Source organism: Agromyces aureus (genome assembly GCF_001660485.1).
In the GTDB taxonomy this organism is placed as follows: Bacteria; Actinomycetota; Actinomycetes; order Actinomycetales; family Microbacteriaceae; genus Agromyces; species Agromyces aureus.
Genome location: NZ_CP013979.1, coordinates 3,341,939 through 3,362,596, shown reverse-complemented (window position 1 = coordinate 3,362,596; position 20,658 = coordinate 3,341,939). Strand labels below are relative to the sequence as shown.

General features: G+C 69.3%; 21 protein-coding genes and 1 tRNA gene. 16 read left to right on the top strand and 6 right to left on the bottom strand.

Translation table 11 applies throughout. The features are described 5' to 3' along the window. Nucleotides 1-196 precede the first annotated feature (196 nt). From ATC03_RS14990 to ATC03_RS14970, 5 genes are read left to right on the top strand one after another with little or no spacing between them, the layout of a single operon-like run. On the top strand, nucleotides 197-1,354 hold the full coding sequence (locus tag ATC03_RS14990; protein WP_152030978.1) for a TadA family conjugal transfer-associated ATPase: 1,158 nt from the start codon (nucleotides 197-199) through the stop codon (nucleotides 1,352-1,354). After that, on the top strand, nucleotides 1,351-2,415 hold the full coding sequence (locus ATC03_RS14985; protein WP_227820120.1) for a type II secretion system F family protein: 1,065 nt from the start codon (nucleotides 1,351-1,353) through the stop codon (nucleotides 2,413-2,415). The genes ATC03_RS14990 and ATC03_RS14985 overlap by 4 nt, the downstream gene beginning before the upstream one ends. A 58-nt stretch (nucleotides 2,416-2,473) precedes the next feature. Continuing rightward, nucleotides 2,474-2,740 (top strand): DUF4244 domain-containing protein, encoded by a 267-nt coding sequence (locus ATC03_RS14980; RefSeq protein ID WP_084003542.1) that lies wholly within the window; start codon nucleotides 2,474-2,476, stop codon nucleotides 2,738-2,740. Between the two features lie 16 nt (nucleotides 2,741-2,756). Further along, complete coding sequence (locus ATC03_RS14975) at nucleotides 2,757-3,065, top strand: TadE family type IV pilus minor pilin (RefSeq protein WP_152030977.1); 309 nt, start codon at nucleotides 2,757-2,759, stop codon at nucleotides 3,063-3,065. Beyond that, on the top strand, nucleotides 3,065-3,418 hold the full coding sequence (locus ATC03_RS14970; protein ID WP_067878765.1) for an Rv3654c family TadE-like protein: 354 nt from the start codon (nucleotides 3,065-3,067) through the stop codon (nucleotides 3,416-3,418). The genes ATC03_RS14975 and ATC03_RS14970 overlap by 1 nt, the downstream gene beginning before the upstream one ends. Before the next feature lie 25 nt (nucleotides 3,419-3,443). Here the strand turns inward: ATC03_RS14970 and ATC03_RS14965 are convergent, their stop codons facing one another. Both ATC03_RS14965 and ATC03_RS14960 read right to left on the bottom strand, forming a co-directional pair. Next, nucleotides 3,444-3,884 carry a VOC family protein gene (locus ATC03_RS14965; protein WP_179947885.1) on the bottom strand — a complete coding sequence of 147 codons (441 nt, stop codon included), beginning with the start codon at nucleotides 3,882-3,884 and terminating at the stop codon, nucleotides 3,444-3,446. A 91-nt stretch (nucleotides 3,885-3,975) separates the two neighbouring features. Continuing rightward, nucleotides 3,976-4,212: a hypothetical protein gene (locus tag ATC03_RS14960; RefSeq protein ID WP_067878763.1), complete on the bottom strand. Its 237-nt coding sequence runs from the start codon at nucleotides 4,210-4,212 to the stop codon at nucleotides 3,976-3,978. Between the two features lie 253 nt (nucleotides 4,213-4,465). Here ATC03_RS14960 and topA point away from each other — a divergent pair, with 253 nt between their 5' ends. From topA to ATC03_RS14935, 5 genes are all read left to right on the top strand, one after another. Then, nucleotides 4,466-7,318, top strand: coding sequence for a type I DNA topoisomerase (gene topA / locus ATC03_RS14955; protein ID WP_472239154.1), 2,853 nt, complete (start codon nucleotides 4,466-4,468; stop codon nucleotides 7,316-7,318). Further along, the gene (tmk, locus tag ATC03_RS14950; protein WP_067878757.1) at nucleotides 7,315-7,935 is read left to right on the top strand and encodes a dTMP kinase; all 621 of its coding nucleotides are present in this window, start codon (nucleotides 7,315-7,317) and stop codon (nucleotides 7,933-7,935) included. Before topA ends, tmk begins: the two co-directional genes overlap by 4 nt. An 80-nt stretch (nucleotides 7,936-8,015) precedes the next feature. Continuing rightward, entirely contained in the window at nucleotides 8,016-9,239 is a 1,224-nt protein-coding gene (locus ATC03_RS14945) for a DNA polymerase III subunit delta' (RefSeq protein WP_067878755.1), read from the top strand. Beyond that, complete coding sequence (locus ATC03_RS14940) at nucleotides 9,236-10,795, top strand: alpha/beta hydrolase (protein ID WP_067878753.1); 1,560 nt, start codon at nucleotides 9,236-9,238, stop codon at nucleotides 10,793-10,795. The genes ATC03_RS14945 and ATC03_RS14940 overlap by 4 nt, the downstream gene beginning before the upstream one ends. 77 nt (nucleotides 10,796-10,872) lie before the next feature. Beyond that, a tRNA-Thr gene (locus ATC03_RS14935) sits at nucleotides 10,873-10,948 on the top strand. Between the two features lie 281 nt (nucleotides 10,949-11,229). Here the strand turns inward: ATC03_RS14935 and ATC03_RS14930 are convergent. After that, nucleotides 11,230-11,691, bottom strand: coding sequence for a hypothetical protein (locus ATC03_RS14930; RefSeq protein WP_152030976.1), 462 nt, complete (start codon nucleotides 11,689-11,691; stop codon nucleotides 11,230-11,232). A gap of 303 nt (nucleotides 11,692-11,994) precedes the next feature. Here ATC03_RS14930 and ATC03_RS21280 point away from each other — a divergent pair, with 303 nt between their 5' ends. The 4 genes from ATC03_RS21280 (at nucleotide 11,995) to ATC03_RS14915 (ending at nucleotide 16,435) form a co-directional block, all read left to right on the top strand. Then, a complete protein-coding gene (locus ATC03_RS21280) occupies nucleotides 11,995-12,276 on the top strand; it encodes an ATP-binding protein (protein WP_074401068.1) in 282 nt (93 codons plus the stop codon). Then, nucleotides 12,269-12,475, top strand: a complete 207-nt coding sequence (locus tag ATC03_RS14925; protein WP_067878749.1) for a response regulator transcription factor — start codon at nucleotides 12,269-12,271, stop codon at nucleotides 12,473-12,475. Before ATC03_RS21280 ends, ATC03_RS14925 begins: the two co-directional genes overlap by 8 nt. 44 nt (nucleotides 12,476-12,519) lie before the next feature. Then, nucleotides 12,520-13,566 (top strand): lactonase family protein, encoded by a 1,047-nt coding sequence (locus ATC03_RS14920; RefSeq protein WP_067878747.1) that lies wholly within the window; start codon nucleotides 12,520-12,522, stop codon nucleotides 13,564-13,566. Between the two features lie 85 nt (nucleotides 13,567-13,651). After that, nucleotides 13,652-16,435 (top strand): golvesin C-terminal-like domain-containing protein, encoded by a 2,784-nt coding sequence (locus ATC03_RS14915; RefSeq protein WP_067878744.1) that lies wholly within the window; start codon nucleotides 13,652-13,654, stop codon nucleotides 16,433-16,435. A gap of 5 nt (nucleotides 16,436-16,440) precedes the next feature. Here the strand turns inward: ATC03_RS14915 and ATC03_RS14910 are convergent, their stop codons facing one another. The 3 genes from ATC03_RS14910 to ATC03_RS14900 are packed head-to-tail and all read right to left on the bottom strand — an operon-like array spanning nucleotide 16,441 to nucleotide 18,594. Beyond that, nucleotides 16,441-17,049: a bifunctional 4-hydroxy-2-oxoglutarate aldolase/2-dehydro-3-deoxy-phosphogluconate aldolase gene (locus tag ATC03_RS14910; protein ID WP_067878741.1), complete on the bottom strand. Its 609-nt coding sequence runs from the start codon at nucleotides 17,047-17,049 to the stop codon at nucleotides 16,441-16,443. After that, a complete protein-coding gene (locus ATC03_RS14905) occupies nucleotides 17,046-17,939 on the bottom strand; it encodes a sugar kinase (protein ID WP_067878738.1) in 894 nt (297 codons plus the stop codon). Before ATC03_RS14905 ends, ATC03_RS14910 begins: the two co-directional genes overlap by 4 nt. Beyond that, nucleotides 17,932-18,594, bottom strand: a complete 663-nt coding sequence (locus ATC03_RS14900; RefSeq protein ID WP_161490352.1) for a GntR family transcriptional regulator — start codon at nucleotides 18,592-18,594, stop codon at nucleotides 17,932-17,934. Before ATC03_RS14900 ends, ATC03_RS14905 begins: the two co-directional genes overlap by 8 nt. A gap of 146 nt (nucleotides 18,595-18,740) precedes the next feature. On the opposite strand from ATC03_RS14900, the gene ATC03_RS14895 reads away from it, so the two are divergent. Then, nucleotides 18,741-19,667, top strand: coding sequence for a carbohydrate ABC transporter permease (locus tag ATC03_RS14895; protein ID WP_227820119.1), 927 nt, complete (start codon nucleotides 18,741-18,743; stop codon nucleotides 19,665-19,667). A 38-nt stretch (nucleotides 19,668-19,705) separates the two neighbouring features. Next, nucleotides 19,706-20,605 carry a carbohydrate ABC transporter permease gene (locus tag ATC03_RS14890; RefSeq protein ID WP_227820118.1) on the top strand — a complete coding sequence of 300 codons (900 nt, stop codon included), beginning with the start codon at nucleotides 19,706-19,708 and terminating at the stop codon, nucleotides 20,603-20,605. Nucleotides 20,606-20,658 lie beyond the last annotated feature (53 nt).

Sequence of the window (20,658 nt, the reverse complement as noted above, 5' to 3'; positions counted from 1 at the left end):
ATTCCCCCCAATCCTTGTGCTGCCGAGGCGGCACCTGTTCCCCCCAATGGGTGCCGCCCCCTTTCGTTAAGGGGTGCCGCTCGCGAGTGGCACTGCACGATCGAGTCCTCCTCCACAACGGTGTGGGGGAGGCTCTTTCCATATCTGCCGTCGAGCGGATGCCGCCGGAGCCGCCGAGGATCGTAGCGTCGGCGTCATGCCCGTCGCACCGTTCGTCGCCACCCCGTCGTGGGAGCCGTCGCGTCCGCCAGCGCTGTTGCCGCCGTTGCAGCCGTTCGCGCCGCTGCGGCCCCTGCCGCCGCTGCCGGAATCCGGTGAGCGCCCCGACGCCGTCGGCCGCCCGACGCTGCCGTCGACCGGCGCTCCGGTCATGCCGATGCCGATGCCGACCTCTGTGCCGGCGATCTCTCTGCCGCCGATCACCCACGACCTCGAGGCTCTCGGGCCGCTCGCCGGCTACGCGATCGCTGACGTCACGGACCTCTTCGTCAACGGGTCGGCCGGACTCTGGGTCGACCGTGGTGCCGGCCCCGAACACGACCCGACCTGGCAGGCCGACGAGGCCGAGGTGCGCGCGCTCGCCGTGCGGCTCATCGCACGCGGCGGTCGGCACATCGACGAGGCGACGCCCGCCGTCGATGTGCGGCTCGGCCGCGGCATCCGGGTTCATGCCGTGCTGCCGCCCGTGTCGACCACGGGCACGCTGCTCTCGATCCGCATCCCGAGGGCAGCCGGGTTGCGCCTCGAGGGGCTCGCTCGCACGGGCATGATCGCGGGCGACCACGAACGCACGCTCCGCGAGGCCGTGCGCGCGCGCAAGAACCTGCTCATCACGGGCGCCGGCGGCGCGGGCAAGACCACGCTCCTCTCCGCGCTGCTCGCCGAGGCGCCCGCCGCCGACCGCATCGTCGTGATCGAAGACGTCGCCGAGCTGCAGGTCGTGCACCCGCACGTGGTCTCGCTCGAGGCCAGGCAGCCGAACATCGAGGGCTCCGGCCGCATCGGGCTCGACGCGCTCCTGCGCGAGGCTCTGCGCATGCGCCCCGACCGGCTCGTGGTCGGCGAGTGCCGTGGCCCCGAGCTGCGCGAACTGCTCTCGGCGCTGAACACCGGCCACGACGGCGGAGCCGGAACGCTGCACGCGAACTCGCTCGATGACGTCGTCGCGCGGCTCGAGGCCCTCGGCTCGACGGCCGGGCTCTCAGCCGAGGTCGTCGCGCGGCAGGCTTCGAGTGCGTTCGACCTCGTGGTGCATCTCGAACGCGTCGACGGGCGGCGCCGCGTCGCCGGCATCGGTGAGCTGAGACTCACCGACGGTGCGCTCTCGGTGGTGCCCGTCGGGGCTCCGGCATGATCGGCTCCAGCACGGCCGGCCCCGGCATGATCGGCCGCGCCATCGCGTTCGTGCGCTCGCGCGTGCCGATGCTCCGCAAAGCACCGGATGCCGCGGCCGGCGTCGATCACGTCGCCGGCGTCGTCGAGCGGCTCGCCGTGCTGCTCTCGGCCGGCGTCCCGGCACCGACGGCCTGGAGGCACCTGTCGGAAGCCGGCGAAGCCGATCCGGTGCTCGTCGCCGCCGCAGATGCCGGCGGGCGAGGTGAGCCCGTCGCGACGGCCATCGCAACCGTCGCCGCTCCGACCACCGCGTCGGGCGGCGGAGTCGTCGTTCGACCAGAGGCCGCCGGATGGGCGGTGCTCGGTGCCGCGTGGCAGGTCGCGAGCGAGTCGGGTGCGCCGCTCACCACGAGCCTGCGCGACCTCGCCGGCGCGATGCGCGACGAGGCGCAGGTGCGGCGCGAGGTGCGCACCTCGCTCGCCGGGCCGGCCGCCAGCGCTCGTCTGGTGCTCGCCCTGCCGCTCGTGGCACTCGGGTTCGGTTCGGTGCTCGGCTTCGATACGGCGGGCGTGCTGTTCGGCAACCCGATCGGCATCGCGTGCCTCGCGCTCGGGCTCGGGTTCCTCTGGATCGCGTTCCGTTGGAGCCGTGCGCTGGCCGCTCGTGCGGCCGATTTCGACGAGGGTGCCGGACTCGAACTCGAGCTCCTCGCGATCGGCATGGCCGGCGGGGCCTCGGTCGAGCGCGCGCGGGCGGTGGTCGCCGCCGCGCTCGCCGAGCACGGGCTCGCCGGCCACGGAGTCGCCGATGACGGCCGGCGCCGTGCCGCGGCATCCGCTCGCCTCGACGAGATCGTGCGCCTCGCCGAGCGGGCCGGCGCCCCACTCGTCGAACTCCTGCGTGCCGAGGCGCATCGCGGCCGGCGCATCGCGCGCACCGATGCCGCGACCCGCGGGGCGGCACTCGGCGTGCGCCTCATGCTCCCGCTCGGACTCTGCGTGCTGCCCGCGTTCGTGCTGCTCGGGGTCGCGCCCCTCCTCATCTCGGTGGTCACGGGCACCCTCGGCGGTGCCGCGTGATCCCGCTCAGTCGTGCCGCCAGACGCCGGATTCCCGGCCCCAACGGAAGGAACCACCCATGCCCGTCTCCACCGCCGTCCCTCTCGACGACACCGCTCGCGATATCGGGGCGGATGCGCCGCCGTCCCGGCCCTCCGCGCCTCGCCGCGTACTCCGACGACTCGCCGTCGCCCTCTCGGGCGAGGGAGGTGCCGCGACCGCCGAGTACGCCGTCGCCACGATGGCCGCCGTCGGCTTCGCGGGGCTGCTCGTCATCATCCTGCGCGGCGACGAGGTGCGCGGCATCCTCACCGATCTCGTGCGGAATGCCCTCACGGTCGGCTGACGAGGAGCGGGGCAGCGTGACGGCGGAGTTCGCCGTCGCGCTGCCCGCGATCATGCTCGTGCTCGCGATCTGCCTCGCATCGGTGCACCTCGTGACCGTGCAGGTGCGGCTCACGGATGCCGCGGCCGCCGCCGCACGCGCGCTCGGGCGGGGCGAGAGCGTCGGCGTCGCGTCCGGCATCGTGTCCCGGATCGCCGGGGGTGCCGAACTCGCCCATGCCGACGACGGCACGTTCACGTGCGTGACGCTGCAGGCGTCGGGAGGAGGGCTGCTCGCGCCGATCACCCTGACGAGCGAGGCGTGCGCCATGTCGGGCGGTCGGTGATGCGGCGAGCGGACGAGCTCGGTGCCGCCTCCATCGTGTCGGTCGGCCTCATCGCGGCGATCGTGCTGCTCACGACGCTCACGCTCGGCGTCGTCGCGGGGTATGTCGACGCCCGACGTGCGGCGGCGACGGCCGACGCGGCCGCGCTCGCCGCAGCAGATGCGGCGACCGGGGCTATTTCCGGGCTGCCGTGCGAGGTCGCCGACCGGATGGCGCAGCGCAACGGCGCGCGACTCGTCTCGTGCGCGGTCGACACCGCGGCCGTGAGCACGGTCACCGTCGTGGTGCCGGGCCGGATCCCCGGGCTGGACGCCGAGGCGACCGCGCGCGCCGGGCCGCCGGGCAGCCCGTGACGCGGGGTGCGATGCGCCTGTCGGGTCAGCCGACCTGCTCGGCGAGGGCGACGATGATGCCGCCCGGCCCGCGCAGGTAGCAGAGCCGGTAGACATCCTCGTAGTCCACGATCTCGTCGAGCACCTCGGCGCCGTGCGGCCGGAGGCGCGCGACCGTGTCGTCGAGGTCGTCGACGGCGAACATGAGACGGTGCAGTCCCAGCGTGTTCGACGGCGGGATCGCGGGTTCCGGGGCGGATGCCGCGGGGTGGTGATACTGCGTCAGTTCGAGCCGACTGCGCCCGTCGGGCGTTCGCATCATCGCGATCTCGCTCCGCACGCCGTCGAGTCCGACCGTGCGATCGGCCCAGGCGCCCTCGATTCGAGCGCGATCCTCGAACTCGAGGCCGAGTTCGGCGAAGAACGCGATCGCGGCGTCGAGATCGGCGACCACGATGGCGATGTTGTCCAGGCGCAGAACGCTCATGGCGCGAGCCTACGCCCGACGGTCGTCCCCGCGGCGGGCGGTGCGCGCCGCGGGGACCGCCCCCGAGGACGAGTCGGGAACGGTCCGTCGATCAATCGAAGACGGTCTCGAGGAAGCGGTACTCGACCGCCGACGGCCGGTCGTCGTTCTCCGACGAGAACTCCAGGCCGGCCGCGCGGCCGTAGACGTACCGCTTGCCGTGCTCTCCGCTCAACTCGAGTCGAGGGCGTGGTTCGCCCGTCTCGAGGAAGGCGGTCGCTACCGTCTTGCCCTCGAGCGGACCGTCGATCAGTTTCGCGGTGTACGAGCTCGTGGTAGAGGTTTCCATGCTTCGATTCTCCTCTCGTGCCGCAGGATCGCAAGGGCTGCCACGCGGCATCCCGAGTCGGATCGTGCGGGGGAGAATTCGGTGCGCTCCCTGCCGGTGTGTGTATGGTGTGGCTTGTCGGGCGGCGATCGAAGCCGTTCGGCGGCACACCGCTCGGGGGCGCGGGTCCGCGTGCGATCTCCATCACGGAACATATAAGAGGAGTCTGGTGTCAGGCGCGAAGAAACTGGTCATCGTCGAGTCGCCGACCAAGATGAAGTCGATCGCCCAGTATCTGGGCGACGGGTACGAGGTGCTCTCGTCGGTCGGTCACATCCGCGACCTCATCGAGCCGAAGAACCTTCCGCCCGAGCTCAAGAAGGGCGGCCTCGGCAAGTTCTCGGTCGACGTCGACAACGGCTTCGAGCCCTACTACGTGGTGTCCGACTCGAAGAAGAAGACGGTCGCCGAACTCAAGCGCGCCCTCAAGAACGCCGACGAACTCCTGCTCGCAACCGATGAGGACCGCGAGGGCGAGGCCATCGCGTGGCACCTGCTGCAGGAGCTCAAGCCCAAGATCCCCGTTCGGCGCATGGTCTTCCACGAGATCACCAAGGACGCGATCCAGAAGGCGAAGGACAACACCCGCGAGCTCGACACCGCGCTCGTCGACGCCCAGGAGACCCGGCGCATCCTCGACCGCCTCTACGGCTACGAGGTCTCGCCCGTGCTGTGGCGCAAGGTCGGCCCCGGTCTCTCGGCCGGCCGCGTGCAGTCCGCCGCGACGCGTCTCGTCGTCGAGCGCGAGCGTGAGCGGCTCGCGTTCGTCTCGGCCGAGTACTGGGACCTCTTGGGGCGCTTCGCGCCCGCGACATCCGGTTCGGCGTTCGATGCGAAGCTCGTGCGCCTCGGCGGCGACCGCATCGCGGTCGGTCGCGACTTCGACGACCTCGGCAAGCTGAAGTCGAAGGCCGCCGTGCTCGACGAGGCCACCGCCCGTGCCCTCGTCGAGGCGCTGAAGGCCCCCGGCGTGCGCCGCGTCGTCTCGAAGCTCGAGCAGAAGCCGTGGACCCGCCGCCCGTCGGCGCCGTTCACGACGTCGACGCTGCAGCAGGAGGCCGGCCGCAAGCTGCGCCTCTCGGCGAAGGACACCATGCGCGTCGCGCAGTCGCTGTACGAGAATGGCTACATCACCTATATGCGAACCGACTCGGTCTCGCTCTCGAAGCAGGCGATCGACGCCGCCCGTGCACAGGCGACCGCCCTGTACGGCGCCGACTCAGTGCCCGACGCCCCCCGCACGTACACGGGCAAGTCGAAGAACGCGCAGGAGGCGCACGAGGCGATCCGCCCCTCGGGCGAGGAGTTCCGGACCCCGCCGTCGCTCAAGGGTTCGCTCCGCGGACGCGAGTTCGACCTGTACGACCTCATCTGGAAGCGCACGGTCGCCTCGCAGATGGCCGACGCCAAGGGCCAGACGGCCACCGTGACCATCGAGGTCGGACCGACCGCCGCAGACGCCGCGACGCCCGAGGGCGCGACCGCCGCGATCGGCGGCACGATCGCCGAGTTCACCGCGAGCGGCACGGTCATCACCTTCCCGGGCTTCCGTGCGGCCTATGAAGAGAGCCGCGACGAGGACCGCAACGCCGACGACGCGTCGGGCGAGGCGAAGCTCCCGCCGCTGAAGGAGGGTCAGGAGATCACCCTCGAGGAGCTCGAGGCCAAGGGCCACGAGACCTCGCCGCTGCCCCGTTACACGGAGGCCAGCCTCGTGAAGCGGCTCGAGGAGCTCGGCATCGGCCGCCCCTCGACGTTCGCCTCGATCATCTCCACGATCCTCGACCGCGGGTACGTCACCCAGCGCGGCCAGGCCCTCGTGCCGAGCTGGATCGCCTTCTCGGTCGTGCGCCTGCTCGAGGAGCACTTCGGCGACCTCGTGCAGTTCGACTTCACCGCCGAGATGGAGGACGACCTCGACCGCATCGCTGCGGGCGAGGCCGACCGCGTCGACTGGCTCAACGGCTTCTACTTCGGCAACGAGACGCACCGGGGCCTCCGCCAGGTCGTCGACAACCTCGGCGACATCGATGCGCGCGAGATCAACTCGATTCCGATCAGCGACGGCGTGACGCTGCGCATCGGCCGCTACGGCCCCTACCTCGAGACCGTCGATCCCGAGGCCGGTCCCGATGCGACGCCGCGACGCGTGAACCTGCCGCAGGACCTCGCTCCCGACGAGCTCACGCCCGCCAAGGCGCGCGAGCTCATCGACGCGCCCGTGCAGACCGACCGCGAGCTCGGCGCGAACCCCGAGAACGGCAAGCAGGTCGTCGTCAAGGACGGCCGGTTCGGCCCGTACGTGACCGAACTCGAGCCCGAGCCCGAGACGGATGCCGCGGCATCCGTCGACCCGAAGACCGGCGAGGTCGTCGAGGCCCCGAAGCCCAAGCGCGGGGCCAAGAAGCCCGTCGCGGTCAAGCCCCGCACTGCATCGCTGTTCAAGAGCATGCAGATCGAGGAGGTCGACCTCGACACCGCGCTCAAGCTGCTCGACCTGCCGCGCACCGTCGGACTCGACCCCGAGTCGGGCGACGAGATCACCGCGCAGAACGGCCGCTACGGCCCGTACCTGAAGAAGGGCGCCGAGACCCGCACCCTTCCCAGCGAGGACGCGATCTTCGACATCGACCTCCCCGGTGCGCTCGAACTGCTCGCGCAGCCGAAGTACGGCGCGCGCCGCGCATCGAGCGCGCTCAAGGAGTTCGCCGAAGACCCGGTGAGCGGCAAGCCGATCAAGGTCAAGGACGGCCGCTTCGGCCCGTACGTCACCGACGGCACGACGAACGCCACGATCCCGCGCGCCGAGACGGTCGAGGAGATCACCTTCGAACGCGCCGTCGAGCTGCTGCAGATCAAGCGCGACAAGGGGCCGGCCGCGCCCCGGGCGAAGAAGGCGCCCGCGGCCAAGAAGCCCGCGGCGAAGAAGCCCGCCGCGAAGCCCGCGGCGAAGACGAGCGCGGCGGCCAAGAAGACGACCACGGCGGCGAAGACGACGGCGGCGAATACCACGGCTGCCCGGAAGCCCGCAGTCCGCAAGACCGCGACGAAGCCGGACGAGGCGTGACCCGCGGCGTCTTCATCACCCTCGAAGGCGGCGACGGCACCGGCAAGACCACGCAGTCGGAGCTGCTCGCCGCCTGGCTCGGCGAGCAGGGCCGCCAGGTCGTGCGTACGCGCGAGCCGGGCGGCACCGACGTCGGCGTCGAGGTGCGCGAGATCGTGCTCCACCACCGTGGAGACATCGCGCCGCGTGCGGAGGCGCTGCTCTACGCGGCCGACCGTGCGCACCACGTCGCCACGCTCGTGCGCCCGGCGCTCGAACGCGGCGACGTCGTGATCCAGGACCGCTACATCGACTCGTCGGTCGCCTACCAGGGTGCCGGGCGCGTGCTCGATCCGGAGGCCGTTCGCGGTCTCTCCGAGTGGGCGACCGACGGCCTGCAGCCCGACCTCACCGTGCTGCTCGACCTCGATGCGGCCTCGGCCAGGGCGCGACTCGATCGCGCGCGCACCCGGTACGACCGGCTCGAGGCCGAGGCATCCGAGTTCCACGATCGCGTACGTGCGGCCTTCCTCGCCCTCGCGGACCGCGAGCCCGACCGGTTCCTCGTGCTCGACGCGTCGGCGCCGGTCGACGAGATCCAGGCGCTCATCCGCGCGCGGGTCTCGAGCCTCGTCTGATCCCCGTGCTCGAGCACGGACCGTCTGCCGGGGCCTTGCGCGGGTGGGCGGATGTCGCCCGTGGAAGGTAGCGTGACTCCGTGAGCGTGTGGAGCGAGTTGACCGGCCAGGAGCAGGCGATCGCCGTCTTCCGGGGTGCTGCCGAGGCATCCGGAGCTCGCTCATCGACGAGCTCGCAGGGCTCGCAGGGCTCGCAGGCCCCGAAGGCCCCGAAGGCATCGCAGCAGATGACGCACTCGTGGCTCATCACCGGCCCGCCGGGATCGGGGCGTTCGAACCTCGCGTACGCGTTCGCCGTGGCGCTCATCTCCGGCGACCCCGACGGCGACGAGCCGACCCGCATCCAGGTCGAGGCGCGCAGCCACCCCGACCTGCACGTGCTCGCGACCGAGGGCGTCATCATCAAGCGCGACGACGTGCGCGACATCGTCAAGCGCTCGCACTACGCGCCGTCGATCGGCCGTCACCGCGTGATCATCGTCGAAGACGCCGACCGCATGACCGAGCAGACCTCGAACTTCCTGCTGAAGGAGCTCGAGGAGCCGCCCGAGCGCACCGTCTGGATCCTTTGCGCCCCCAGCGAGGCCGACCTCATCCCCACGATCCGCTCGCGCGTGCGTTCGGTGCGGCTGCTCATGCCCAGCATCGCGGATGTCGCGGCGCTCCTCGAGCGTCGCGACGGCGTCGACCCGGTGCTCGCCGAACGCTCCGCCCGCGAGGCGCAGAGTCACATCGGCATGGCGCACCGTCTCGCCACGAGCGAGGATGCTCGCCGTCGCCGCGAGGAGACGCTGCGGCTCGCGCTGCAGGTGCGCTCCGCCGCGACCGCGGTCTCGACGGCCGCGCGGTTCCTCGCGATCGCGGGCGACGACGCCAAGGCGATCACCGAGCTCCGCGACGCCGAGGAGCGCGAGCACGCGCTGCACTCGCTCGGCATCGCACCCGGGCAGGCTGTGCCGGCCGCGCTCAGGCCGCAGATCAAGGCGCTCGAAGACGACCAGAAGCGGCGGGCGACGCGCAGCCTGCGCGACGGCATCGACCGGATCCTCGTCGACCTCACCTCGCTCTACCGCGACGTGCTGCTGCTGCAGCTCGGGGCCGAGGTCGAGCTCGTCAACCGCGAGCTCGTCGACGAGCTGCGCCGGGCCGCGGCATCCGTCGCCCCGATGCGCACGCTCGCGACGCTCGACGCCATCCAGGAGGCGCGCGAACGCATCGAGGGCAACGTCGCCCCCGCGCTCGCGCTCGAGGCGATGCTCGTCTCCGCCATCCGCCGACCCGATTCCGAACGAGGGGCTGCATGACCGTGACATCCGACCCGATGCGGCGCCCGCGCCGCCGAGCTGGCCGCATCGCGGCGGTCGCCGGAGCCCTCGTGGCGCTGCTCGTGATGACGGGATGCGTGCCGTCGTTCCTGAAGCCGCAGACCTCGGAGTCGACGCCGACCGGCGAAGACGTCGCGGCCGACCTGCAGCCGTTCTACGGCCAGGTGCTGGCGTGGGAGAACTGCGGCGGCGCGTTCGACTGCGCCACGGCCAAGGCGCCGCTCGACTGGGAGTCGCCCGCCGACGGCGAGGTGGAGCTCGCGCTCGTGCGGCACAGGGCCACGGGCGAGCGCATCGGCTCGCTGCTCGTGAACCCCGGCGGCCCTGGCGGCTCCGGCTACGACTTCGTCAAGGACTCGCTCGACTACGCCGTCGGCGAGCCGCTGCAGCAGAACTTCGACGTGATCGGCTTCGACCCCCGCGGCGTCGGACGCTCGTCGGCCGTCGCCTGCTACGACCCCGCCCAGATGGACTCCTTCCTCTTCGACATCGTGCCCGGCGAACGTGGCAGCGACGAGTGGATCCAGAACGTCGGCAAGGTCAAGGCCGACTTCGGTGCGGCGTGCGGCGAGAACACGGGCGCCCTGCTCGGCGAGATCGACACGAAGAGCGCGGCCCGCGACCTCGACATGCTCCGCGCCGCGCTCGGCGACGACCAGCTGAACTACCTCGGCTACTCGTACGGGACCTTCCTCGGCGCCACCTACGCCGGGCTGTTCCCCGACAAGGTCGGCCGACTCGTGCTCGACGGCGCGGTCGACCCCGCCGCGCAGGAGGAGGATGTCTCGCGCGAGCAGGCCGTCGGGTTCGAGTCGGCGCTGCGCGCCTACCTCGCCGACTGCCTCGCAGGCGGCGACTGTCCGTTCTCGGGCAGCGTCGACGCCGCGATGAACGAGATCAGCCGGCTCCTGGCCTCGGTCGATGCCAGCCCCATGCGGGGCAGCGACGGACGCGAGGTCGGCGCCGACACGCTCGTGACGGCCATCGTGTACCCGCTCTACAGTGCGGACTCGTGGCCCTATCTCAGCCAGATGCTCGACGCGGTCATGCTCGGCGACGCCGATGCGGCGCTGCAGTTCGCCGACGCGTACTACGGGCGCAACGCCGACGGCACCTACAACGACAACTCGACCGAGTCGTTCCTCGCGATCAACTGCCTCGACTACACGTACCAGTCCGACGTCGCCGTCATGCGCGAGAAGGCCGCCGAGATCGCCGCAGCCGCCCCCGTGATCGGCCCGTACTTCGGATACGGCGACCTGGGCTGCATCTCGTGGCCGTTCCCGTCGAACGTCGAGCGGGCGCCGATCGCCGCAGAAGGCGCCGCGCCGATCGTCGTCATCGGCACGACGAACGACCCGGCCACGCCCTACGCCTGGGCGGTCTCGCTCGCCGACCAGCTCGACAGCGGCGTGCTCGTGACCTACGAGGGCGAAGGGCACACGGCCTACAACAAGTCCAACGACTGCATCGCCGGTGCCGTCGAGCGGTACTTCATCGACGGAACCGTGCCCTCCGACGGCACCACCTGCTGAGAGTGGTCAACGGAGTCTCAGACATCCGCTAACATTGACTCTCGTGCCGATCTGTGCTGAAAGCACCGGTCATGCACGCCGCCTTAGCTCAGTCGGCAGAGCATCTCACTCGTAATGAGAAGGTCGTGGGTTCGATTCCCACAGGCGGCTCCATTTTACGGATCAGACCGCGGATCTCGCCCCTCGTGGAGGGAACAGAGATTCATGTGTTCGGCGACTCTTCGACGCTGTTCGCGTGAGCGCGGTTTTGACCGACTCGCGTTCGAGTCAGCTCGGCGGGGTTCGGTCTACGATCCGCGATGCGACGTCGAGGTCCGATCGGCATCCGGGTCGGACGCGAGCCGCGGTACACGTCTCGATTTCGGCACGCATGGTGCGCGCTACCGCGCCGACGACGCTCTCGTGACTGAAGAGGACGTCCCGGGGAGCTACAGCTAGCCGGCGAGTGCACCGGTCAGGACGGTGATCGCCAGCACCACCACGGCGAGGCCGACGATCAGATCGGTCCAGGTCGCGAGTGTCTCTCGAGCGTTCTTGGACTTCTTCGGGACATGCATGATCCCGGCGATGAGCAAGTAGAGGCCACCCGCGATGCCGGCTGGGAGCGCCCAACCGGGAATGAGCGCGAGCAGCCCCGCGAATCCCATGCACAGGTTTGCCATGCCGAGTTCGCGGGTGAGTTGTTGCTCCTGCACGCTCGGCGTGCTCGATCCGAGGATCGCGGCCGTTGGGCCCTTGCCCGATACCTGTGCGATGCCCGCGACAAGGAGCCGCGTGCCGACTCCCCAGAACACCCACCACGTGCCGAACACCAGGATGGGGTCGCCACCGACGGACGTGAGTTGGATGATTCCGGAGATGACGGGGAGCGCCACGGTCTGCAGGATGACGAGCACGAAGTAGCCTGCGGCTCCCCGGTTCAAAGGCTTGGGCCGGCCTGCCTGATCGCCGCCACCTGAGGCGGCAGCACTGGTTCGAGGTTCTGACATGAGCGTCTCACCTTCCGGTCATCCGTCACGCTCACTCGCATGACGCGACGGTACGTGTGCGGAGATCCTAGCGCGACGTGAATCGTTTCCTCGGGAGAAAGCCTCCATGGATCAGTCTGCCCTCCGTAGAATCGGAACGCTCTATCAGGGAAGCACTGAGGACGCGATTCCGTGAGGTGGCGAGACGATCAGATCCAGCTCATCGATCGAATGCTGGCGAGCTCCCGAGAGGGAATCCCGACCCTGCTGACGGTGACCGGGCCGGCCGGCGCCGGCAAGAGCTCCCTCCTTCGAGAGCTGATGGTGCGGGCCGAGGGCTTCGAAATCCGACAGTCGCACTCGGCGAGTCGCGAGCGCGCTCGGCAACGTCGAGGCGGCGTCACGGTCTTCGGCTGCGGCACGAGATGCCTACGCGGCACTGAGGGCCACGCCGTACCGCGACCGTACCGACGCCCAGAAGGCGGACATCGTCCCTGCGCAACCGGTGCCTGATGAGCTGAGCGTCCTCACGGCGAGGGAGAAGGACGTCGCCACGCTCCTCGTCTCGGGATACAGCTACGCGCAGATCGCGAAGCAGTTGTACTTGAGTCGAAGCACGGTGAGCTACCACCTCTCCAACATCTATGCGAAGACCGGCGTCGAGTCCCGCCACGGCCTGACGCAGCTGGTGCGCGGCGAACTGATCGCCTGAGGCCGGCCGATATACGAAATGCGAAATCTGCCTAAGATGGGAGCATGGGATCGCACCCGGACTCGACCTTCTGGGTGGGGGCGTCGACGCTCGGTCGAATCGGCTCGCCGGCTGCCGGGATTCGCCGCCTCGTTCTGAGTGATCAGCGGATGACGCTCGGCGAGCCGATCGACGTCGGCGCGAACCCGACGTTCCTCGCCCGCGCCCGGGCCGGCGCCGACACCGGCGATGCCGTGATCGCGGTCGTCCACGAGCTCCCGGAGGGGCTCGTCTCGACCTGGGCCGGGGTCGAAGATCTCCAGGCTCGGTCCGAGCCGATTTCGACCGGCGCCGCCGCTCCGTGCCACCTCGCCTACTCCGAGGAGGCAGGCGCCCTGTACGTCGCGAACTACCACGGGGGAACCGTGGCGGCGTTCCGAGCGGCGTCGGCGCTGCAGGGGTCGACGGTGCTCACGTTGACGGGCGGGTCGGTTCATCCGCTTCGCCAGGTGCAGCCGCATCCGCATCAGGTCGTCCACGACGACGCGCGGAGGCGGCTCCTCGTCCCGGATCTCGGCGCGGACCGTATCCGCTCCGTCTCCTTCGATCCGGAACGGCCGTGGGACCTCGAGCATGATCGGCGTTCCGATATCGCGCTGCACGCCGGCGCCGGCCCGCGCCACCTGGTCGTCGCCGGTCGCCTCGCGATCGTCGCGAACGAGCTCGATCGCTCGCTCAGCATCGTCGATCTCCATGAAGGTATGGAGATGGCATGGACGCACGTGGGGTCCGATGCGCCGCCACGGTTCGGCCTCTCCGCCGTGCGCGTGACCCGTGCCGGCATGGTCCTCGTCGCCGATCGCGACGTCGATGGAGTCCATGCGCTGCATCTCGACGCTACGGCTGCACGGCTGGAACCCGTCGCGAGCCTCAAGACCGGAGGTCGGCATCCGCGGGACATGGAATTGACCGGGGACGAGCGTACGCTCCTCGTCGCCGACCAGGCTTCGGACTCGATCGCTGCGATCGCGCTCGGCCGCGATGGCATCCCCCAGTCGGTCGTGGACGTGATCTCCACGCCTGCTCCGACCTGCCTTCTGCATACGGCCTAGACGGGCGGCGAGCGGCCTCGCGTCTTTACAGTGCGGTCTCAATCCGATATACGTTAACCGATATCCGATCTACGAAGGAGTGTCAATGAAGACTCGAATCCTTGCGATACCGCTCGCAGCGGCGCTGATAGTTACCGGGACACTGGGGCTGGCGTCGTCCCCGAGCCCAGCCGAAGCCGCCGCGACCGAGATCATCGTCGACAACGCTCACGCCACGACCACGGGGTCCTGGACGACGTCGACGTTCAAGAAGAACTACTTCGGCGCCAACTACGCGACGACCCCCAAGGCCGCCACGGCGACCGCGACGATTCGATGGACTCCGGACGTCGTCGACCCGGGTGTGTACGGCGTGTACTACTGGCTTCCCGACGGCGGCAACGATCGCGCCTGGGACATCCCCATCAAGGTGCACGACGAGCTCGGAGACGTCGGGTACTCGATCGACGCGACGCCCGCGGTCGGTGGACAGTGGATCCACCTCGGCGACCATTCCTTCACGGCGGGAACGGCCGGATACGTCGAGCTGACGAACAAGGCGGGCGCCGTCGTCGTCGCCGACGCGATCAAGCTCGGTGCGCCCATCGGGCTGCTCGACTACACGATTCGCCCGGACATCGAGAAGCAGAAGATCCTCGGCATCGGCGTCGAGATCCAGAGCGACAGCATCGGCTCGGGGAACAACGGGCTTCCCGACGACAGCCCTGCCTACGTGCCCGGGGACCTCATCCCCTCCGAGCGCCAGCGCCTCTACGACGAGATGCTCACCGGCTTCCGGTACGTGCGGCTCGCAATGGGGCTCTATCTTCGCGGCGTCACGCCCGATGGCAAGAACATCGTCGAACGGTACGAGGGTCAGATGGACGACCTCAAGGAACTCATCGAGGAGTCCGGGATCGAGGGCGCCGATGTCGAGTACTGGTCGCCCGCACCGTACTGGAAGGACAACGACAACCTTATTCGAGGCAGCCTCGACCTCGTCCACATCGAAGATGAGGCCGAACGCGATGCGTGGGTCGACGAGTACAGCGACGCGATGATGCAGGACATCGAGTACCTCGAGGCGAACGGCGTTCCGGTCAAGCAGTGGAGCCTGCAGAACGAGCCCACGGCGCTGACCGGCTACTCCTCGATCTACATCGACCACGAAGAGTACTTCGACGTGTTCAAGACGATGGCCGCGAAGATCAAGGCGCACGACCCCGACATCTTCATCCACGGCGACAGCCACCACGGCCAGTACGGTCAGGGATCCGAGCTCATCCGCAACGATCAGGGCGAGACGGATGCCGAGGGCAACGTCGTGCGCCGGCCCGCCCTGGACTACCTCGACGGCTGGTCGCACCACCGGAACTGGAACACGAGTGACGACCTCATCCGCGACCGGGTCTCGCTGAACGCCAACACCGGCGGAAAGGCCGTGTTCAACAGCGAGTGGGAGTTCCTCGACGGCAAGACCAGCGAGACCCGCATGATCGAGACGGCGCAGTCGATCATGAACTGGATGACGTTCATGGACGCGCCGACCTGGTACTGGCTGCACGCCCTCAAGCCCACCTACAACGAGGAGGCGGTCGGCTACGGGCTGGGCCTGTGGCGGCCGAGTGACGACGCGATCGAGCCGGGCGACCCGCACGCCGACATCGCTCCGCAGCACTGGAAGGCCATCCCGACCAACTGGCACGGTGTCGCACCGTTCGTGCAGCACCTCCCCTGGGACTCCACGCGCCTGCAAGTCGACGAGCGAGTCACCCGCACCAGCCAGCGCATCATGGCGTGGGAGTCTCCGGAGGGCGAGCTCGGGCTCGCTCTGACGAACCGCTCCGACTCGCCCTTCCGATTCAACATCGACCTGGGCAGCAACCAGACGATTTCGGGTCACCGGTACGACAAGACGGTCGAGGATCAGCTCCTCGGCGAGAAGAGCGGGCAGATCGTGCAGGTCGTGGTGCCGCCGAAGACGATCGAGATCTGGAGTGCGGACGCGGGTGACACCGCGCCTGTCCTGGCTTCCTCGACCCTCACGGCGGAGCAGGGGAGCCTGGAACCGGGCGACACGACGGTCACCACCCTGACCGGAACGCTCAGCGACGGGACCGCCGCGGACCTGGCGACCGGAACCGTTGCGTACTCGTCGAGCGCCCCGACCGTCGCCACGGTGGATTCGGATGGCCTGGTCACCGCGGTGGGCGCGGGATCCGCCGAGATCACCGCGTCGGTCACCTTGGGCGGGGTCACCGTGACGACGGCGCCGCTCGTCGTGACGGTCACCGCGCCGGTGCTCGCGAAGGGCGTGCCCGGGATCCCGCAGGTCTCCGACGATGCCGGCCATCGCACGGGGCTCAACGACGGGAACTTCACGGTCACGACCAACATGTGGTGGGGCGACAACGCATCCTCCTTCACGTTGCTGGAGAACGGCGTCCCGATCCACACGGAGGCGCTGACGGATGCCACGCCGCTGGCGCAGGTGGTTCGCGTGCCGATCGCGAACAAGCCGAATGGGACCTACACCTATGTCGCCGAACTCTCGAACGCGTTCGGTTCGCGAAGCAGTGCGCCGCGCGTGATCGAGGTCGAGGATGCGAACCCCGGCGTTCCCGCCCTGTCGCATGACAATTGGGACCGCAATGGCGCGTTCACGGTGACGGCCGATCTCTGGTGGGGCACCAACGCCACGTCCTATCGCGTCTACGAGAACGACGTCGTGGTGGCCGAAGGCCCCTTGACGGCGAGTTCGCCCGCCGCACAGCGCGCGCGCTTCGCGGCATCCGATCGGGCGGCGGGCGACTGGCGGTACCGGTTCGAACTCGTCAACGCATCGGGCGTTACCTCGAGTGCGCCACTCGTGGTGCACGTCGACGGATAGCCGGTTCAGGCGGTGAAGCGGGCGGTCGACCTGAGCAGGTCGGCCGCCCGTTCGGTGTCTGCCAGCGCCGAACCGATCGCGACCGCCGACGCACCCGCCTCGAGGAAGGCCTCGGCGTTCTCGATGGTGATGCCGCCCGTCGCGACGAACGACATGTCGGGGAACGGCGCCTTCATCGCGGTGATCCAGTCGGGACCGAGTTGCGCGGCAGGGAACGCCTTGACCCATCTCAGCCCGAACTTCCGGGCATGGTGCACGTCGCTCGCGGACCCGACACCGGGGAGATGGGGGAGTCCGGCATCCAGCGACGCGCGGGCGACCTCGGGGTCCCAGCCCGGACTGACGGTGAAACGGGCCCCCGCGGCGACGGCCGCGGCCACCCCGCGTTCGTCGAGGATCGTGCCCGCGCCGACCGCGCGGCCTGCGGATGCCGCGGCGCGGGCGAGCGCGGTCAGGGTGTCGTGATCCCGGTCGGTCTGCAGCGGAACCTCGACGCAGTCGACGCCCAACGCCCAGGCGAGCTTCGAGATCTCCAGCGTCTTCTCCGCACCCATGCCCCGGAGGATCGCCATCACGGGTGAACGGCCGAGCAGGACGTCGAATGAGTCGTTCATCGCTGGAGCTCCAGGGGTGGAAGGTCGTGAGGTGTGGACAACGCGTGGGCGGCCGCGCGGTGACCCGCGGCGAGACATGCCTCGTCGGTCTCGCCGGCGAGAAGGCCGGCGAGGAACCCGGCCGCGAAGGCGTCGCCGGCACCGACGGGCTCGACGACATCCACGACCGGGGCGGGGACGAACACCGGCGCGTATCCGGTGCAGAAGGCCGTCGCTCCCACGGCGCCGTCCTTGACGACGAGGAGAGCGACGTGGGGGAGACGTTCTCGGATCTCTTCGGCAGTCGTCGTGCCCCAGAGGCGCTCGGCTTCGTCTCGACCGACGAACCCGATGTCTGCGGCATCCGCGAGGCGCTCGAGCGCGACGGATGCACGGTCGAGGGGCCACAGCGGACGACGGTCGTTCACGTCGAACGACACGAGAGCACCGCATTCACGAGCGAGGTCGAAGAGGTCGTCGACCATGCGCGCGCAGCTGTCGGAGAGGGCGGGGGTGACGCCGGACGTGTGGACGATACGGGCATCGCGCAGCGTCTCGCGCGTGACGAACCCCGCGTCCATCTTCGACGCGGCCGACTCACGGCGGTAGTACAGCACACGTGAGCCGTCGGGATGCGGGTCCTTGAACATGATGCCGGTCGGGGCGGTCGCATCGACCTGCGCCTCGACCTCGACTCCGCGCTCGCGCAGCTCGCCCACGATTCGGGCGCCGAAGGGATCGTCGCCCACGCGGGAAGTCCACCCGGCCGTGATTCCGAGCCCGGCGGCATGCACCGCCACATTGGATTCCGCGCCGGCCATCGAGACCGAGTAGGCGTCGGAGGCTGCCAGCGGCCCTGCACTCGGTGCCAGGAGGAGCATCGTCTCCCCGACGCAGAGCAGGTCAGGCATCCGCGCGTTCCGTCGCCTCCAGCGCCTCGAGCATGCCCTGGGTGTGGACGTGATTGCGGATGCTCTCGACCGCGGCGTCCGGACCCGCGCCGGCAAGGGTGTCCACGAGGGCCTGGATGATGCCGTCGTGCTCCTCGACCGCGCGAGGCCAGTTGGCTGCCATGCCGTTCACGACGGCGCGATAGCGTCGCACCTTGGTGAGCAGATCCCCGACCGACTCGACGATCGTCTCGAACGACGACGTGCGGGCGATGGTGAGGTGGAACTTCGTGTTGAGGTCCGAGAGTTCGACGACGTCGGGTGAGGCGAGTCCGCGACGCATGGCGCCGTTGATCTCGCGCAGCTCGTCGATCATCTGCTCGTCGACGTGCTCGATCGCCAGTCGCATCGCGAGCGACTCGACCTGCTCGCGCAGGAGGTAGATGCCCCGGATCTCGTGGAACGGCAACGGTGCGACGCGGGGGCCGGAGTGCGCTGACGTGACCACCAGGCCGGCACCTTCGAGGCTGGACAACGCCTCGCGGATCGGGATCTTGCTGACCCCCATCTCGCGCGCGAGTTCGTCGAGCACGAGCCGGTCGTCGGGAAGGAGCTCGCCGTCGATGATCGCGCGCGCGAGGCGCTGGCGAATCTGCGTCGCCTTCGTGTCGATCATGAGGGGACTGTGCGAGAACGATGCCATCGGCTGCCTTTCGGTCGCGCTCGTCGATCCGTGAGCGTCTTCACCCATCAAACCACCATTTGACAGATTTCGCATTTCGTATATCGTAGGCATCGTTCCACTCGTCAAGGAGGATTCCTGTGGTCACTGCACCGCCGCTCCCGGCTCCCCGCCGCTCGGCCTCGCGTTCGACGCCGCGGCCCGGTTCGCGGGGCGGGCTGTTCCCCCTGCTGCTCATCGCCCCCGCGGCGACGCTCCTCATCACGGTGCTGATCTACCCGCTCGTGGGGGCGCTCGTCGATGCGTTCTTCGAGAGCAACCTGCTCTACCCCGAGAAGACCTTCGTCGGATTCGAGAACATCATCAGCGCGTTCCAGGGGCAGTTCTGGCCGCTGCTGGCGACGACGCTCACCTTCGCGATTCCGGCCACGATCCTTCCGTTCCTCGTCGGGCTCGTCGCCGCGCTGGGGTTGAACCAGCGGATGCGGGGGCGTGCCGTCCTTCGATCCGTGCTGCTGTTCCCGTGGGTGCTCCCCGGGGTAGTGGTCTCGTTCCTCTGGCTGTGGATCTTCGACGCCAACTACGGCGTGCTCAACGGCGTCCTGCGGAGTGCCGGCATCATCAGCGAGAACATCGGCTGGCTCGATTCGGGCCCCGGAGCCATGACGGCCGTCATCGTCGCCCGGACCTGGGCCTCCTTTCCCTGGATGATGGTCATGCTGCTCGCCGCCCTGCAGTCCTTCCCCGGCGACACCTACGAAGCAGCCCGCGTCGACGGCGCCAACTCCTGGCAGCGATTCCGCTACATCACCGTGCCGGGACTCATGCCCGTGGCATCCGTCGTGGTGCTGCTCGAGTTCATCTGGAACTTCCAGCAGTTCGACCTGCTCTACGTCCTGACCGGCGGCGGTCCCGCCGGCTCGACGACCACGTTCTCATTGGCCGTGTACGAGACCGCGTTCAAGGGGTTCGACCTCGGCATGGCCGGAGCGCTCGGCGTCCTCTGGATGGTCATCCTCCTGCCCGTCGTCCTGCTCTACCTGCGCCGAATGGAGGCTGACAACTGATGTCGCACACCCTGACACACACGACGGCGGAGGAGCCGGTGACACACACGGCACCCGCGGTCACGGCGGCTCGCACGGCGCGACCGACCAGACGTCGCACGAGTCCGACCGGCGAATCCCGGCCGGTCAGATGGGGACGCTGGATCGCCCTGACCCTCGTCAGCCTGTTCGCGCTGCTCCCCATCTACTGGATGGTGCTCACGAGCCTGCGTTCGCCGTCGGACGTCTTCACGTTCCCGCCGAACTTCCTCCCGACGAACATCACGTTCGACGCCTTCCAGACGATCTTCGCCGACGGCCGCCTCCTGCACTATCTCGGGAACAGCCTCCTGGTCGCGTCGGTCACCGCCGTCGGCAGCGTCTTCGTGGGCATGTACTGCGCGTACTCGTTCTCGAAGTTCCGGTATCGAGGACGTCGTTCGTTCATGTTCCTGCTGCTGGTGTCGCAGCTGTTCCCCCAGATCCTGCTGCTGATCACCATCTACGGACTGTTCAGCGCGATGGGCCTGCTCGACTCGTACCTCGCGCTCATCATCTCGTTCACGACCTTCACCCTGCCGCTCTGCGTCTGGATGATGAAGGGGATCTTCGACAACATCCCCGACGAGATCATCGAAGCCGCGAAGGTCGACGGTGCCGGGCAAGGCGTCATCATCCACCGCATCCTGCTGCCGCTGATCGCACCAGGCATGATCGCCGCCGGACTCTTCGCCTTCATCCGCGGCTGGAACGACTTCGTCTTCGCCCTGACGCTCTCGGGCGAAGCCACGAGGACCCTGCCGCCCGGCCTGGTGAACACCTACCTCAGCGAGTTCAGCAACCGCTGGCCGGAGCTGATGGCGGCATCCCTCGTCGCCTCGATCCCCGTGATCCTCATCTTCCTCGCCCTGCAGCGCTACTTCGTGGCCGGACTCAGTTCCGGCGCGATCAAGGGCTGACCGCCGAGCTCATCCCGCACCGATCCACCCGCAGCACCTCCGCTCCATCCTGA

Bases quoted from the DNA above. Each gene is read 5' to 3' on its own strand.
- ATC03_RS14900 (WP_161490352.1), bottom strand. From the start codon at position 18,594: ATGATCGACACGAAGGCGACGCAGATTCGCCAGCGCCTCGCGCGCGCG.
- topA (WP_472239154.1), top strand. From the start codon at position 4,466: ATGAAGTCGATCGCCCAGTATCTGGGCGACGGGTACGAGGTGCTCTCG.
- ATC03_RS14940 (WP_067878753.1), top strand. From the start codon at position 9,236: ATGACCGTGACATCCGACCCGATGCGGCGCCCGCGCCGCCGAGCTGGC.
- ATC03_RS14960 (WP_067878763.1), bottom strand. From the start codon at position 4,212: ATGGAAACCTCTACCACGAGCTCGTACACCGCGAAACTGATCGACGGT.
- ATC03_RS14970 (WP_067878765.1), top strand. From the start codon at position 3,065: ATGCGGCGAGCGGACGAGCTCGGTGCCGCCTCCATCGTGTCGGTCGGC.
- ATC03_RS14990 (WP_152030978.1), top strand. From the start codon at position 197: ATGCCCGTCGCACCGTTCGTCGCCACCCCGTCGTGGGAGCCGTCGCGT.
- ATC03_RS21280 (WP_074401068.1), top strand. From the start codon at position 11,995: ATGCTGGCGAGCTCCCGAGAGGGAATCCCGACCCTGCTGACGGTGACC.
- ATC03_RS14920 (WP_067878747.1), top strand. From the start codon at position 12,520: ATGGGATCGCACCCGGACTCGACCTTCTGGGTGGGGGCGTCGACGCTC.
- ATC03_RS14980 (WP_084003542.1), top strand. From the start codon at position 2,474: ATGCCCGTCTCCACCGCCGTCCCTCTCGACGACACCGCTCGCGATATC.
- ATC03_RS14985 (WP_227820120.1), top strand. From the start codon at position 1,351: ATGATCGGCTCCAGCACGGCCGGCCCCGGCATGATCGGCCGCGCCATC.
- ATC03_RS14910 (WP_067878741.1), bottom strand. From the start codon at position 17,049: ATGAACGACTCATTCGACGTCCTGCTCGGCCGTTCACCCGTGATGGCG.
- ATC03_RS14915 (WP_067878744.1), top strand. From the start codon at position 13,652: ATGAAGACTCGAATCCTTGCGATACCGCTCGCAGCGGCGCTGATAGTT.
- ATC03_RS14905 (WP_067878738.1), bottom strand. From the start codon at position 17,939: ATGCCTGACCTGCTCTGCGTCGGGGAGACGATGCTCCTCCTGGCACCG.
- ATC03_RS14965 (WP_179947885.1), bottom strand. From the start codon at position 3,884: ATGAGCGTTCTGCGCCTGGACAACATCGCCATCGTGGTCGCCGATCTC.